Genomic DNA, 13,300 nt, shown 5'->3' on the forward strand with positions numbered 1-13,300 from the left:
GAGTAGCAGTAATGGCTCATCTTCAGCGCACCTTGTCGCTGGGGTCGGTGGTGCTTTTCGGCATCGCCTACATGACCCCGATCATTGTCCTGGGTACCTTCGGCATCCTCGCCGACACCACCGGCGGCGCGGTGCCGGCCGCCTATCTGGCTGCGTCGGTGGCCATGCTGTTCACGGCGTTGAGTTATGCGCGGATGGCCGCGGCCTTCCCGGTAGCCGGCTCGGCCTACAGCTACGTGCGCAAGGCGATCAACCCCAAGCTGGGCTTCCTCGCCGGCTGGGCGGTGTTGCTGGATTACCTGTTCCTGCCCATGGCCATCTGGCTGATCGGTTCCGCTTACCTGCACTCGGCGTTCCCGGCCGTGCCCCAGGCCCTCTGGGTGCTGGCCTTCATCGGCGTAACCACGGTCATCAACGTGGTCGGTCTGCGCCTGGCGAAAAACATCAACGGTGCGCTGATGCTGGTGCAGTTCCTGGTGCTGGTGGCCTTCGTCGTACTGTGTGTGCACTACGTGCTGGGCGATGCGAGCACGCCGCTTTGGTCCCTGGAACCCTTCCTCAAGGAAGGCATGCAGTTGCCGTTGATCATGAGCGGCGCGGCCATCGCCTGTTATTCCTTCCTCGGCTTCGATGCGGTCAGCACCCTGACCGAAGAAACCCACGACCCGCGGCGCACCATTCCGCGTGCCATCCTGCTGATCACGCTGGTCGGCGGCCTGATCTTCATTGCCACCTCCTACTTCGTGCAGCTGGCCCACCCGTCCACCGAATTCCAGAGCGCCGATTCGGCCGCCTATGAAATCGCCCGCAATATTGGCGGCGATGTGTTCGTGTCGATCTTCCTCATCGGCCTGATCGTCGGCCAGTTCACCTCGGGCCTGTCGGCACAGGCCAGCGCGTCGCGCCTGCTGTTTGCCATGGGCCGCGACGGCGTGCTGCCGCAATCGCTGTTCGGCCGCCTGAGCGAGCGTTTCGGCACACCGGTGGGCAGCATCGTCCTCTGCGGCGCGGTGGCTCTGCTGGCGCTGCATATGGACGTGACCACCTCGACCTCGTTCATCAACTTCGGCGCCTTCCTGGCCTTCACCCTGGTCAACCTCTCGGTGATCTTCCATTACTGGCTGAACGGTGAACGCCGTGGGCCGCGCGAGCTGGTGCAGTTCCTGCTGTTCCCCCTGGCGGGCATGTTGGCGACCCTCTGGCTGATGGTCAGCCTGGACCACCTGGCCATCCTCCTCGGCCTGTCCTGGCTGGCGCTTGGTGTGATCTACCTCGGCTGGATCACCGGCGGGTTCCGTCGCCAACCGCCGGAACTGAGCTTCGAAGAGGCCTGATCGGCCTCCGCCCTCTCCCGTCTTCGGGGGGAGGGCAATGTCAGCGCTCCTTGAGTTTGCGCGCGACGCCTATCACCCCCGGCTCATACAGTTCCTGCTCCACCGCCCTGATCGCCAGCCCCAGCACCTGATCGGCGATCAACTCGTGCTGCTGGTACATGGAGTTCACCGGCAACGGCAGGAAGTCCAGCAGTTGCGTATCGCCGAAGGTGCCCACGCGCATCCGCTCGGGCCAGCTGCCTTGTTCGCGCAATGCGTCCAGCACGCCGGCCAGCAACACGTAGGCGGTGGTGATCAGCACATCCGGCAGCTCCCCTTGCTGCAGCAGCTCGGCCATCAGGCGCTGGCCGCATTCGCGGCTGAAGTCTTCGCCCTGGAGTTCCAGCACGTCGCAATCGAGGCCTTTCAGGGCGTCATGAAAGCCCGCGCTGCGTTCGGCGCTGATGGGCAGGTCGGGTCGTGCGCCGAGCAGTGCAATACGCCGTGGCGTGGGCTGCAGCAGGCTGAGGGTGAGTTGCAGGCTGGCCTGGCGATCGTCGCTGACCACCGCGCAGAAGCGCTGTGGGCTACGCACCCGGTCGACGGCGATCACCGGCAGGCCTTCGTCCAGCAACTGTTCCAGGCTGTCGTCTTCCGGCGGCAGGCAGCTGGCAACGATCAGCGCATCGCAGCGCCGTGCGCGGAACAGCTTGAGCAGTTGCCGTTCGCTGTCCGGCTCGTCGTCGGAGCTGGCGATCAGCAACTGATAACCCCGCGCTCGCGCGCCCTGTTCCAGCAGCTTGGCCAGGCGGGCGTAGCTGGGGTTTTCCAGGTCCGGAAGGATGAAACCCAGGGTGCGCGTCTGCCGGCTGCGCAGGCCGGCGGCCTGGGGGTTGGGCTTGAAACCATGCTCGTCCACCACGGCCTGGACGCGTTCCACGGTCGCCGGGCTGATGCGCTTCTGCGCGGCCTTGCCGTTGATCACGTAGCTGGCGGTGGTCACCGAAACACCGGCCAGGCGGGCGATATCGCTGAGTTTCAAGTTGACGACTCCTGTTATACGGATCTGTTTCATCGGGCGGGCTTCAAGAATCGAAGATTATCGAGTAACGTGCCTGCTCAGTTTAGTGAAACGTTTCAGCAGGCGCTCTGTCTACGCTTTAGCCAATTGTTAAGACGATTGGTCGGCGCCGCTGATGGCAAGTGACAACGATAAGAAGGGCGCAAGGCCCGGAGAGGTGATGCGATGCTCGAACTGACCGCAGGGCAGATTTCCATGGGCCTGGTTGCGGCGGACAAGGCGTCCGCGTTGCGGATGCTTGCCGAGCGGCTGGAGGGCGATGGGCTGGTGGCATCGGGTTACCTGGCTGGTCTGGAGGCTCGCGAAGCCCAGGGCGCCACCTACCTTGGCCAGGGCATCGCCATTCCCCACGGCACCCCGCAGACCCGTGACCTGGTGTTCACCACCGGCGTGCGCCTGATGCAGTTCCCCGACGGCGTGGACTGGGGTGACGGGCAGCTCGTCTACCTGGCCATCGGCATTGCTGCCAAATCCGATGAACACCTGCGCCTTCTGCAGATACTCACCCGTGCCCTCGGCGAGGCGGACCTTGGCTGTGAACTGCGCCGTGCCGAAACCCCGGAAGACATCCTCAAACTGCTGCAGAGTGCGCCCCAGGAGCTGGCCCTGGACGACCAACTGATCGGCCTCGGCGTAGCCGTGGAAGACTATGACGAGCTGGTGCTGCAAGGCGCCCGCCTGCTGCGCCGTGCCGAATGCGTGGGCGGCGGTTTTGCCGCCGCCTTGTTGCAGGGCGAACCGCTGCCGCTCGGGGACGGCCTCTGGTGGCTGCACAGTGACCAGGCCGTGCAACGCCCGGGGCTGGCCTACCTCACCCCGGAAAAGCCGCTGCGCTACCTCGACCAGCCGCTCAATGGCCTGTTCTGCCTGGCCAGTCTGGGCGATACCCACCTCGCCCTGCTGGAGCGGCTCTGCGCATTGCTCATTGAAGGCCGTGGCCGCGAGCTGGCCCGTGCTACCCAGCGGCGCGCCGTGCTGGAAGCCCTGGGCGGCGAAATCCAGCCTGACTGGCCCAGCCTGCGCCTGGCGCTGGCCAACGCCCATGGCTTGCACGCGCGGCCGGCCAAGGAGCTGGCACTGCTGGCCAAAACCTTCGACGGCGACATTCGCCTGCGGATCGCCGACAGTGGCGCGGCCGCTGTTTCCGCCAAGAGCCTGAGCAAGTTGCTGAGCCTGGGCATTCGTCGTGGCCAGGTGCTGGAAATCCTCGCCGAGCCGGCCATAGCCGAAGCCGCGCTGCCGGCGCTCAAGGCGGCCATCGAGCAAGGCCTGGGCGAAGAGATCGAACCCCTGCCGGTGAGCGACGTGCAGGTGGTGGACGATGAACCGCAAGACCTGCCCCCCACCGCCCCGGCGCAGGGTAGCCAGGTCCTGGCTGTGCCCGCCGCCCCCGGCATTGCCGTTGGCCCGGCGCATATCCACCTGCACAAGGAATTCGACTATCCGCTGCGTGGCGAGTCGCCCGGTGTCGAGCGTGAGCGCCTGCAACAGGCCATCGGCCATGTGCGTGGCGAGATCGAGGCGCTGGTGCTGCGTAGCGAAGCCAAGGCCATCCGCGAGATCTTCATCACCCACCTGGAAATGCTCGCCGACCCGGAGCTGGGTGACGAGGTGGACGCCCGCCTCAAGCAGGGTGAAAGCGCCGCCGCCGCCTGGATGACGGTGGTGGAAAGCGCCGCCGCCCAGCAGGAGAGCCTGCACGATGCGTTGCTGGCCGAGCGCGCCGCCGACCTGCGCGACATCGGCCGCCGTGTGCTGGCGCAGCTCTGTGGCGCGGAAGATGCGCCCGAGCCGGACGAGCCCTACATCCTGGTCATGGACGAGATGGCGCCTTCGGACGTTGCGCGCCTCGATCGCAATCGCGTTGCCGGTATTCTCACTGCCCGTGGAGGTGCCACCTCCCACAGCGCCATCGTCGCGCGCGCCCTGGGCATTCCGGCGCTGGTGGGCGCCGGTGCCGGCGTACTGTTGCTGGAGCCGCGCACGCGGCTGCTGCTGGATGGCCAGCGTGGTCGCCTGATCGTGACCCCGGATACCGAGCAACTGGAACGTGCCCGCCAGGAGCAGGAGGGCCGCCAGCGCCGTCTGCAATTGGCCGATGCCCACAAGCTGGAGCCGGCACTGACCCGCGACGGTCTGCGGGTGGAAATCTGCGCGAACCTGGGCGATAGCACCGGTGCCGCCAAAGCCGTGGCGCAGGGTGCCGAAGGCGTCGGCCTGCTGCGTACCGAATTCATCTTCATGGCGCATCCGCAGGCGCCGGACCTGGCCACCCAGGAGGCCGAATATCGCCGCGTGTTCGACGCCCTCGAGGGGCGCCCGCTGGTGGCCCGCACCCTGGATGTCGGCGGTGACAAACCCTTGCCCTACTGGCCGGTTCCGGATGAGGAAAACCCCTTTCTCGGTGTGCGTGGCGTACGTCTGACCCTGCAACGGCCACACCTGATGGAAACCCAGTTGCGCGCCCTGATGCGCGCCAGCGAAGGCCGTCCTCTGCGCATCATGTTCCCGATGATCGGCACCGTTGAAGAGTGGCGGCAGGCGCGCGACATGGCGTTGAAGGTGGCGGCGGAGATTCCCCAGGCCGACCTGCAACTGGGGATCATGGTCGAGGTGCCTTCGGCGGCGCTGATCGCCCCGGTGCTCGCGCGTGAAGTGGACTTCTTCAGCATCGGCACCAACGACCTGACCCAATACACCCTGGCCATCGACCGTGGTCACCCGACGCTCTCTGCCCAGGCCGACGGCCTGCACCCGGCGGTGCTGCAACTGATCGACCTCACCGTGCGCGCGGCCCATGGCCAGGGCAAATGGGTGGGGGTCTGCGGCGAGCTGGCCGGTGATCCGCTGGCGGTGCCGTTGCTGGTGGGGCTGGGAGTGGACGAGTTGAGCTTGTCCGCTGGCGGCATTGCCGAGGTCAAGGCGCGGGTGCGCGAGTTCACTCTCACCGCTGCCCGTGAACTGGCCGACCAGGCGCTGGCCCTGGAAAGCGCAGCGGCCGTGCGTGAACTGGCGGAGCGCTTCTGATGGCCCGAATCCTCACCCTCACCCTGAACCCGGCGCTGGACCTCACCCTGCGCCTGGAACGCCTCGACGCCGGCCAGGTGAACCGCTGCCTGGAACAGGCCAGCCACGCTGCCGGCAAGGGGCTGAATGTCGCCCAGGTGCTTGCCGATCTCGGCCACGAACTGACGGTGTCCGGTTTTCTCGGCGCTGACAATGCCGCAGCCTTCGAGGCGCTGTTCGCCCGCCGCGGCTTCGTCGACGGCTTCGTCCGCGTGCCGGGGGAAACCCGCAGCAATATCAAGCTGGCGGAAGCCGACGGTCGGATGACCGATATCAATGGTCCCGGCCCGGCGGTAGGCGCGGTTGCCCAGGCCGAGCTGCTGTTCAGGCTGGACAGCCTCGCGCCGGGGCACGACCTGGTCGTGGTGGCCGGCAGCCTGCCCCGGGGTGTCGAACCGCACTTTCTCACCGACCTGATCACGCGGCTCAAGGGCCATGGTCTCAAGGTTGCCCTGGACACCAGCGGCGAAGCGCTGCGCGCCGGCCTGCTTGCCGCTCCCTGGCTGATCAAGCCGAATACCGACGAGCTCGCCGAAATCGGTCGACGTGCCCTGGCCAGCGTGGAGGCCCAGCACGAGGAAACCCGTCAATTGCTGGCGATCGGCATCGAGCACATCGTCATTTCGCAGGGCGCTGACGGGGTGAACTGGTTCGGCCCCGGCATCGCCCTGCATGCCCAGCCTCCGCAGGTCACCGTGGCCAGCACGGTGGGCGCGGGTGATTCCCTGCTGGCCGGCATGGTTCACGGCCTGCTCAGCGGTTGGCCGACGCTGCATACCCTGCGCCACGCCACTGCCATCGCCGCCCAGGCGGTGACTCAGGTGGGCTTCGGCATCAACGACGCCATGCAACTGCAACAGCTCGAAAGCGCCGTTTTGGTCCAGGCGCTGCCAGAACAACAAGAGGTGCCCCGATGAAACTTGCCATAGTCACCGCCTGCCCCAGTGGCATGGTCACCAGCGTGCTCTGTGCGCGCCTGCTGGATGCCGCCGCCCAACGCCTGGGCTGGAGCACCAGCGTCGAAGTCGTGGACCCGCAACATCCGGAGAGCCAGCTTTCCACCACCACCCTGGACGCCGCCGACTGGGTTCTGGTGGTGCGCAGCGGCGAGCTGGACCTGTCGCGCTTCGCCGGCAAGCGCCTGTTCATCGCCACGCCCAGCGAAGCCTTGCGCGATAGCGAAGCCTTCCTGCTGCGCGCCGCCGTAGAGGCGAAGGAACACGTGAACGAGGCGCCGGCGGCTGCACCCGCGGCTGGCGCACGTCCGCGAATCGTCGCCGTCACCGCTTGCCCGACCGGGGTGGCCCACACCTTCATGGCCGCCGAAGCGCTGAAGCAGGCGGCCCAACGCCAGGGCATCGACCTGCAGGTGGAAACCCAGGGCTCGGTGGGCGCCCGCGACCCGCTCAGCCCGGAAGCCATCGCCGCTGCCGATGCCGTGTTGCTGGCCACCGATATCGAAGTGGACACGGCCCGCTTCGCCGGCAAGAAGGTCTACCGCTGTGGCACCGGCGTTGCGCTCAAACAGTCCGAGGCAACCCTGAAGCGCGCCCTGAGCGAGGGCCAGGTACTGCAACTCAGGGCGGGCGGCGACAGCCCGGCGGGCAAGGCCAAGGCTGAACCCAAGGGCGCCTACAAGCATCTGCTGACCGGGGTTTCCTACATGCTGCCGATGGTGGTGGCGGGCGGCTTGCTGATCGCCCTGTCCTTCGTCTTCGGCATCGAGGCGTTCAAGGAGGAGGGCACCCTGGCTGCCGCGCTGATGCAGATCGGCGGCGAGGCGGCGTTCAAGCTGATGGTGCCGCTGCTGGCGGGCTACATCGCCTACTCCATCGCCGACCGTCCCGGCCTGGCGCCGGGCATGATCGGCGGCCTGCTGGCCAGCACCCTCGGGGCGGGTTTCATCGGCGGCATAGTCGCGGGTTTCCTCGCGGGTTACTCGGCGAGGGCCATCAACCGCCATCTGACGCTGCCGCCCAGCGTCGAGGCGCTCAAGCCGATCCTCATCATCCCGCTGCTCTCCAGCCTGTTCACCGGCCTGGTGATGATCTACATCGTCGGCAAGCCGGTAGCCGGCATGCTCGCCAGCCTTACCCATTTCCTCGACAACATGGGCACCTCCAACGCCATCCTCCTCGGCCTGCTGCTGGGCGGGATGATGTGCGTGGACCTCGGCGGCCCCATCAACAAGGCCGCCTATGCCTTCTCCGTGGGCCTGCTGGCGTCCCAGAGCTACGCGCCCATGGCCGCCACCATGGCCGCCGGCATGGTGCCGCCGATCGGCATGGGCATCGCCACGCTGCTGATGCGCCGCAAGTTCGCCCAGAGCGAGCGCGAAGCGGGCAAGGCCGCGCTGGTGCTGGGATTGTGCTTCATCTCCGAGGGCGCCATTCCCTTCGCCGCCAAGGACCCGCTGCGGGTGATCCCCGCCAGCATCGCGGGCGGTGCGCTGACCGGCGCGCTGTCCATGTACTTCGGCTGCAAACTGATGGCGCCCCACGGCGGCCTGTTCGTGCTGCTGATCCCCAACGCCATCAACCATGCGCTGCTCTACCTGCTGGCGATAGTCGCCGGCAGCCTGGTGACCGGCGTGCTCTACGCGCTGCTCAAGCGCGGTGCTGAGCAGGAGATGGTGCTGGAGTCGCAACGGGCCGTCTGAGGCGGCGGGCGCGGGCTTCGTAGGGTGCGCTGCGCGCACCGCGACCCGCTGCGGGGTTGCTGGTGCACACGGCGCACCCTACGTATGCTTTGAATTCCTGCATCCCGGTTGTTTGTCCCATGCTGCTGATCCCCAACAGCGTCCACCTGCCCGAAGACGAGATCGAACTGTCCGCCATCCGCGCCCAGGGTGCCGGCGGGCAGAACGTCAACAAAGTGTCCAGCGCAGTACACCTGCGCTTCGATATCAATGCCTCCTCCCTGCCGGAGTTCTACAAGGGACGCCTGCTGGAACTGCGCGACAGCCGCATCACCAGCGAAGGCGTAATCGTCATCAAGGCCCAGCAGTACCGCACCCAGGAACAGAACCGCGCCGACGCCTTGGAGCGCCTGGCGGAACTGATCCGCAGCGTGACGAAAGTACAGAAGGCGCGACGGCCGACCAAGCCCACCCTGGGTTCGAAGAAGCGGCGGCTGGAAGGCAAGGCCAAGCGCGGAGCGATCAAGGCGGGGAGGGGGAAGGTGGATTATTGAATCGGTTGTGGTCCCAAGGGTGGATCGCGCGCTTCTATCCACCTTTCGGTGCCAGACTTGGCACCGTCTGGTGGACATGAAAAGCGATGTCCACCCTTGGGAGGCCTTTCAGCACACCTTGGCAATCGCCTTGGCCAAGTCGCCGATGCGGCTGAAGTCCAGCCCGGCGATGTTGGCGCGCCCGGTGCTCACCATGTACACGCTGAATTCCGCGCGCAGTCGTGCCACCTGCTCTGGCGAGAGTCCGGTGTAGGAGAACATGCCGCGTTGTTCGCCGATGTGGGCGAAGCGCTCGGCAAGGCCATGAGGCTGCAGGGCTTCCACCAGGCCGCGACGCAGGTCGGCGACGCGTGAACGCATGCCTTCCAGTTCCGACACCCACTGGGTCTTGAGGGCGGCGTCACCGAGGATGGTGGCGACCACTGCGGCGCCATGGGCGGGCGGGGTGGACCAGAGGTTACGGGCGAGGAAGGCCAGCTGGCTGCGCACATCGGTCAGCTTCTCCGCATCGGCGGCGCAGACGATCAGGGCGCCGGTGCGTTCGCGGTAGAGGCCGAAGTTCTTCGAGCAGGAGCTGGTGACCAGCAGTTCCGGCAGGGCCTCGGCGAACAGGCGCACAGCCCAGGCATCCTGTTCCAGGCCATCACCGAAGCCCTGGTAGGCGAAGTCGATCAGTGGCAGCAGTTCGCGCGCCTTGACCACCTCCAGCACCTTGCGCCAGTCGTCCTGGGAAAGGTCGAAACCGGTGGGGTTGTGGCAGCAGGCGTGCAGCAGCACCACGTCGCCGCTGGGCACCTGTTCCAGGGCGGCAAGCATGGCGTTTACATCCAGGCGGTTGGCCGCATCCACGTAGGGATAGTGGCTGACCTCGATGCCGGCGCCAGCGAAGATGGTTTCGTGGATCGGCCAGGTCGGATCGCTCAGACACACGCCGCGGCCGGGCAGGTTGCGGGCGATAAACTCCGCCGCCAGACGCAGGGCGCCGGTGCCGCCTGGTGTCTGGGTAGCGCCAGCGCGGCCGGCCGCTGCCAGGGCATTGCCGGTGCCCAGTACCAGGTCCAGCAGCAGTTGGCCGAAGGCCGCATCACCGTGGCCGCCGACATAGGTCTTGGTGGTTTCGATGTCCACCAGGCGCTGCTCGGCCAGCTTCACCGCACGGGGAATCGGTGTCAGGCCTTTTGCGTCCTTGTACACGCCCACGCCCAAGTCGAGCTTGGCCGGGTTGGGGTCCAGGCGGTAGGCGTCCATCAACCCGAGGATGGGGTCGCCGGGCACTCGGCCCACCTTGGCGAAATGGCTCATTTACGGCCCTCGGCGGTCTCCGCCACCTGGTCGGTACGGGCGGACATGATGAAGTCGTTGCGGTGCAGGCCCTTGGCCTCGTGGCTCCACCAGGTCACGGTGACCTTGCCCCATTCGGTGAGCAGGGCAGGGTGATGGCCTTCTTCCTCGGCAATCGCGCCGACGGCATTGGTGAAGGCCAGGGCATAGCGGAAGTTCTTGAAGCGGAATTCCTTCTCCAGCTGCATCACGCCGTCGCGGACTTCGATGTTCCAGTCGGGGATCTGCTTGATCAGCACGGCCAGTTCTTCGTCGGACACCATCGGGGCATCGGCACGGCAGGCTTCGCAGTGGGCTTGGGACAGGGCGGTCATGAGGGTTCTCCAGGTAATGGGTTCTGTAGGTTGGCGCCGAGCCTGCGAGGCCCAACGAGCGGGGCCAGCAAGCCGGCAATGTTGGGCTTCGCTCCGCTCTGCACCAACCTACGAAGAAAGTCAGGCCGCCTTCGGCTTCGGCGGGAATTTCGGTGCATGCAGGCCCATGGTCATGGCCTTGTGCACCAGCGCCATGATGTCTTCGTGGGCCAGGTCGAACAGGCGCTTGAGGTCCGGCAGCACGAAGTACAGCGGCTGCAGGATGTCGATGCGGTACGGCGTACGCATGCATTCCAGCGGGTCGAAGGCCTGATGCTCGGGCTCTCCCGAGAGAGCGTAGACGGTCTCCTTCGGCGAGGAGAGGATGCCGCCGCCATAGATGCGCCGGCCCTGCGGGGTGTCCATCAGGCCGAACTCGATGGTCATCCAGTACAGGCGGGCGAGGTAGACGCGCTCTTCCTTGGTGGCCTTGAGGCCGAGCTTGCCGTAGGTGTGGGTGAACTCGGCGAACCAGGGGTTGGTCAGCAGCGGACAGTGGCCAAATATCTCGTGGAAGATGTCCGGCTCTTGCAGGTAGTCCAGCTCTTCCGGGGTGCGGATGAAGGTGGCCACCGGGAATTGCTGGCTGGCCAGCAGTTCGAAGAAGGTCTGGAAGGGGATCAGCGCCGGTACGCGGGCAACGCGCCAGCCGGTGGTGGCTTCGAGTACCTTGTTGATCTCGCCCAGTTGCGGGATGCGGTCATGGGGCAGACCGAGCTGCTCGATACCGTCGACGTATTCCTGACATGCGCGGCCCTCGATCACCTTCAGCTGACGGGTGATCAGGGTGTTCCACACCTGATGCTCGGTTTCCGGGTAGTGGATGAAACCGTTGGCATCGGGTTCACGGGCCACGTATTGCGTCGCTTTCATTCGGCCTCCTGGAGATGGGGCTTCGTTGTTGTGTTGCTTTATCGATAGCGCAGTCCGGGCTGCAACGCAGCAGGGGCGGGGCCCGTGTAGGCATCTGTACAGCACTGAAAGCGTAAGGAAAACGTTACGGATGTGGCGGGGCGGCCAGATACCGCCTTGTCGAGATTCTGATTTGTCACATATTCTTGACGGAAAAATAGGGTCGAGAACGGATTCTTTCGTCCACAACCCAAGGAAAAGCGCGACCCAGGGGTGCCTGATGCGTATCAAAGTCCATTGCCAGAACCGCGTAGGAATCCTGCGCGACATCCTCAACCTGCTCGTCGATTACGGCATCAACGTCAATCGCGGCGAAGTGGGCGGAGACCAGGGCAACGCCATTTACCTGCTCTGCCCGAACCTGATCAATTTGCAGCTGCAATCCCTGCGGCCGAAGCTGGAAGCCATTCCCGGCGTGTTCGGCGTCAAGCGCGTCGGCCTGATGCCCAGCGAGCGCCGTCATCTGGAGTTGAACGCATTGCTGGGCGCGCTCGATTTTCCGGTGCTGTCCATCGATATGGGGGGCTCCATAGTTGCTGCCAACCGCGCGGCTGCCCAACTGCTCGGCGTGCGGGTGGACGAGGTGCCGGGCATCCCGCTGGCGCGTTATGTCGAGGATTTCGACCTGCCGGAGTTGGTACGCGCCAATAAGGCGCGGATCAATGGCCTGCGCATCAAGGTCAAGGGCGACACCTTCCTCGCCGACATCGCGCCGCTGCAGTCCGAGCATGACGAGAGCGAAGCATTGGCGGGCGCCGTGCTCACGCTGCACCGCGCCGACCGCGTGGGCGAGCGTATCTATAACGTGCGCAAGCACGAGCTGCGCGGCTTCGACAGCATTTTCCAGAGTTCCCGGGTGATGGCTGCGGTGGTGCGTGAAGCCCGGCGCATGGCGCCGCTGGATGCGCCGCTACTGATCGAGGGCGAGACCGGCACCGGCAAGGAACTGCTGGCCCGCGCCTGCCACCTGGCCAGCCCGCGCGGCCAGTCACCGTTCATGGCGCTGAACTGCGCCGGCCTGCCGGAATCCATGGCTGAGACCGAGCTGTTCGGTTACGGCCCCGGCGCCTTCGAGGGCGCCCGCCCGGAAGGCAAGCTGGGCCTGCTGGAACTCACCGCCGGCGGCACCCTGTTCCTCGATGGCGTCGGCGAGATGAGTCCGCGCTTGCAGGCCAAGCTGCTGCGTTTCCTGCAGGACGGCTGTTTCCGTCGCGTGGGCAGTGATGAGGAGGTCTACCTCGACGTGCGGGTCATCTGCGCCACTCAGGTCGACCTGTCCGAACTCTGCGCCAAGGGCGAATTCCGCCAGGACCTCTACCACCGCCTCAATGTGCTGTCGCTGCACATCCCGCCACTGCGCGAGTGCCTGGACGGACTGCCGCCGCTGGTGGAGCACTTCCTCGACTCGGCCAGCCGGCAGATCGGCTGCAGCTTGCCGAAGCTGGCGCCTCCGGTGCTGGACAAGCTTGGGCATTACCACTGGCCGGGCAATGTGCGGCAGTTGGAGAACGTGCTGTTCCAGGCGGTGTCCCTGTGCGATGGCGGCACCGTTCGCCCCGAACACATCCGTCTGCCGGACTACGGTGCGCCGCAGCCATTGGGGGACTTCTCCCTGGACGGTGGGCTGGACGTGATCATCGGCCGCTTCGAAAAAGCCGTGCTGGAGCGGCTTTACGCCGAGCATCCGAGCAGTCGCCTGCTGGGCAAGCGGCTTGGGGTTTCCCATACCACCATCGCCAACAAGCTGAAGCTGCACGGGCTGGGGAAGGAGGAGAGTTAGACCATCGTTGAATGGTTCGGGGGAGGGAGGGCGCGTAAAAAGGGTCCTGTCTGAATCTTGCGTGATGCGGACACAAGCGTTTCTGACATTCCTCTCCCGGAATGATTGGGCGGGCGACCAGATGGTCGCCCATTTTTTTGCCTGCGATTTTTGAGCGGCGCGCTCTAGCGGCCGGGCTGTGGGGGCGATTTCAATCGCTATGCGGACCGTAGGTTGGGTAGAGGAACGAAACCCAACGAGCGGGGCTGCGGCCTCGTGCTCT

The 13,300-nt window shown here is 65.9% G+C and carries 10 protein-coding genes; 6 read left to right on the forward strand and 4 right to left on the reverse strand.

The annotated features are described in order from the left end of the window. The first annotated feature begins 11 nt into the window (after positions 1 to 11). Positions 12 to 1,334 (forward strand): APC family permease, encoded by a 1,323-nt coding sequence (locus THL1_RS08310; protein ID WP_069082823.1) that lies wholly within the window; start codon positions 12 to 14, stop codon positions 1,332 to 1,334. Between the two features lie 40 nt (positions 1,335 to 1,374). Here the strand turns inward: THL1_RS08310 and cra are convergent, their stop codons facing one another. Then, a complete protein-coding gene (cra, locus tag THL1_RS08315; protein ID WP_069082824.1) occupies positions 1,375 to 2,355 on the reverse strand; it encodes a catabolite repressor/activator in 981 nt (326 codons plus the stop codon). Between the two features lie 204 nt (positions 2,356 to 2,559). Between cra and ptsP the strand changes: the two genes are divergently transcribed. From ptsP to arfB, 4 genes are all read left to right on the forward strand, one after another. After that, positions 2,560 to 5,421, forward strand: coding sequence for a phosphoenolpyruvate--protein phosphotransferase (gene ptsP, locus THL1_RS08320; protein WP_069082825.1), 2,862 nt, complete (start codon positions 2,560 to 2,562; stop codon positions 5,419 to 5,421). Next, entirely contained in the window at positions 5,421 to 6,377 is a 957-nt protein-coding gene (gene pfkB, locus THL1_RS08325) for a 1-phosphofructokinase (RefSeq protein ID WP_069082826.1), read from the forward strand. Before ptsP ends, pfkB begins: the two co-directional genes overlap by 1 nt. Continuing rightward, a complete protein-coding gene (locus THL1_RS08330; RefSeq protein WP_069082827.1) occupies positions 6,374 to 8,119 on the forward strand; it encodes a PTS fructose-like transporter subunit IIB in 1,746 nt (581 codons plus the stop codon). Before pfkB ends, THL1_RS08330 begins: the two co-directional genes overlap by 4 nt. A 119-nt stretch (positions 8,120 to 8,238) precedes the next feature. After that, complete coding sequence (arfB, locus tag THL1_RS08335; protein ID WP_069082828.1) at positions 8,239 to 8,652, forward strand: alternative ribosome rescue aminoacyl-tRNA hydrolase ArfB; 414 nt, start codon at positions 8,239 to 8,241, stop codon at positions 8,650 to 8,652. 108 nt (positions 8,653 to 8,760) lie between these two features. On the opposite strand, the gene THL1_RS08340 is transcribed toward arfB, so the two are convergent. From THL1_RS08340 to phhA, 3 genes are all read right to left on the reverse strand, one after another. After that, positions 8,761 to 9,954 carry an amino acid aminotransferase gene (locus THL1_RS08340; protein ID WP_069082829.1) on the reverse strand — a complete coding sequence of 398 codons (1,194 nt, stop codon included), beginning with the start codon at positions 9,952 to 9,954 and terminating at the stop codon, positions 8,761 to 8,763. Further along, entirely contained in the window at positions 9,951 to 10,307 is a 357-nt protein-coding gene (locus tag THL1_RS08345) for a 4a-hydroxytetrahydrobiopterin dehydratase (RefSeq protein WP_069082830.1), read from the reverse strand. Before THL1_RS08345 ends, THL1_RS08340 begins: the two co-directional genes overlap by 4 nt. 120 nt (positions 10,308 to 10,427) lie before the next feature. Then, a complete protein-coding gene (gene phhA / locus THL1_RS08350; protein WP_069082831.1) occupies positions 10,428 to 11,219 on the reverse strand; it encodes a phenylalanine 4-monooxygenase in 792 nt (263 codons plus the stop codon). Positions 11,220 to 11,478: 259 nt separating this feature from the next. Here phhA and THL1_RS08355 point away from each other — a divergent pair, with 259 nt between their 5' ends. Next, positions 11,479 to 13,038: a sigma-54-dependent transcriptional regulator gene (locus tag THL1_RS08355; RefSeq protein WP_069082832.1), complete on the forward strand. Its 1,560-nt coding sequence runs from the start codon at positions 11,479 to 11,481 to the stop codon at positions 13,036 to 13,038. Positions 13,039 to 13,300 lie beyond the last annotated feature (262 nt).

Source organism: Pseudomonas sp. TCU-HL1, assembly GCF_001708505.1.
GTDB lineage: Bacteria > Pseudomonadota > Gammaproteobacteria > Pseudomonadales > Pseudomonadaceae > Metapseudomonas.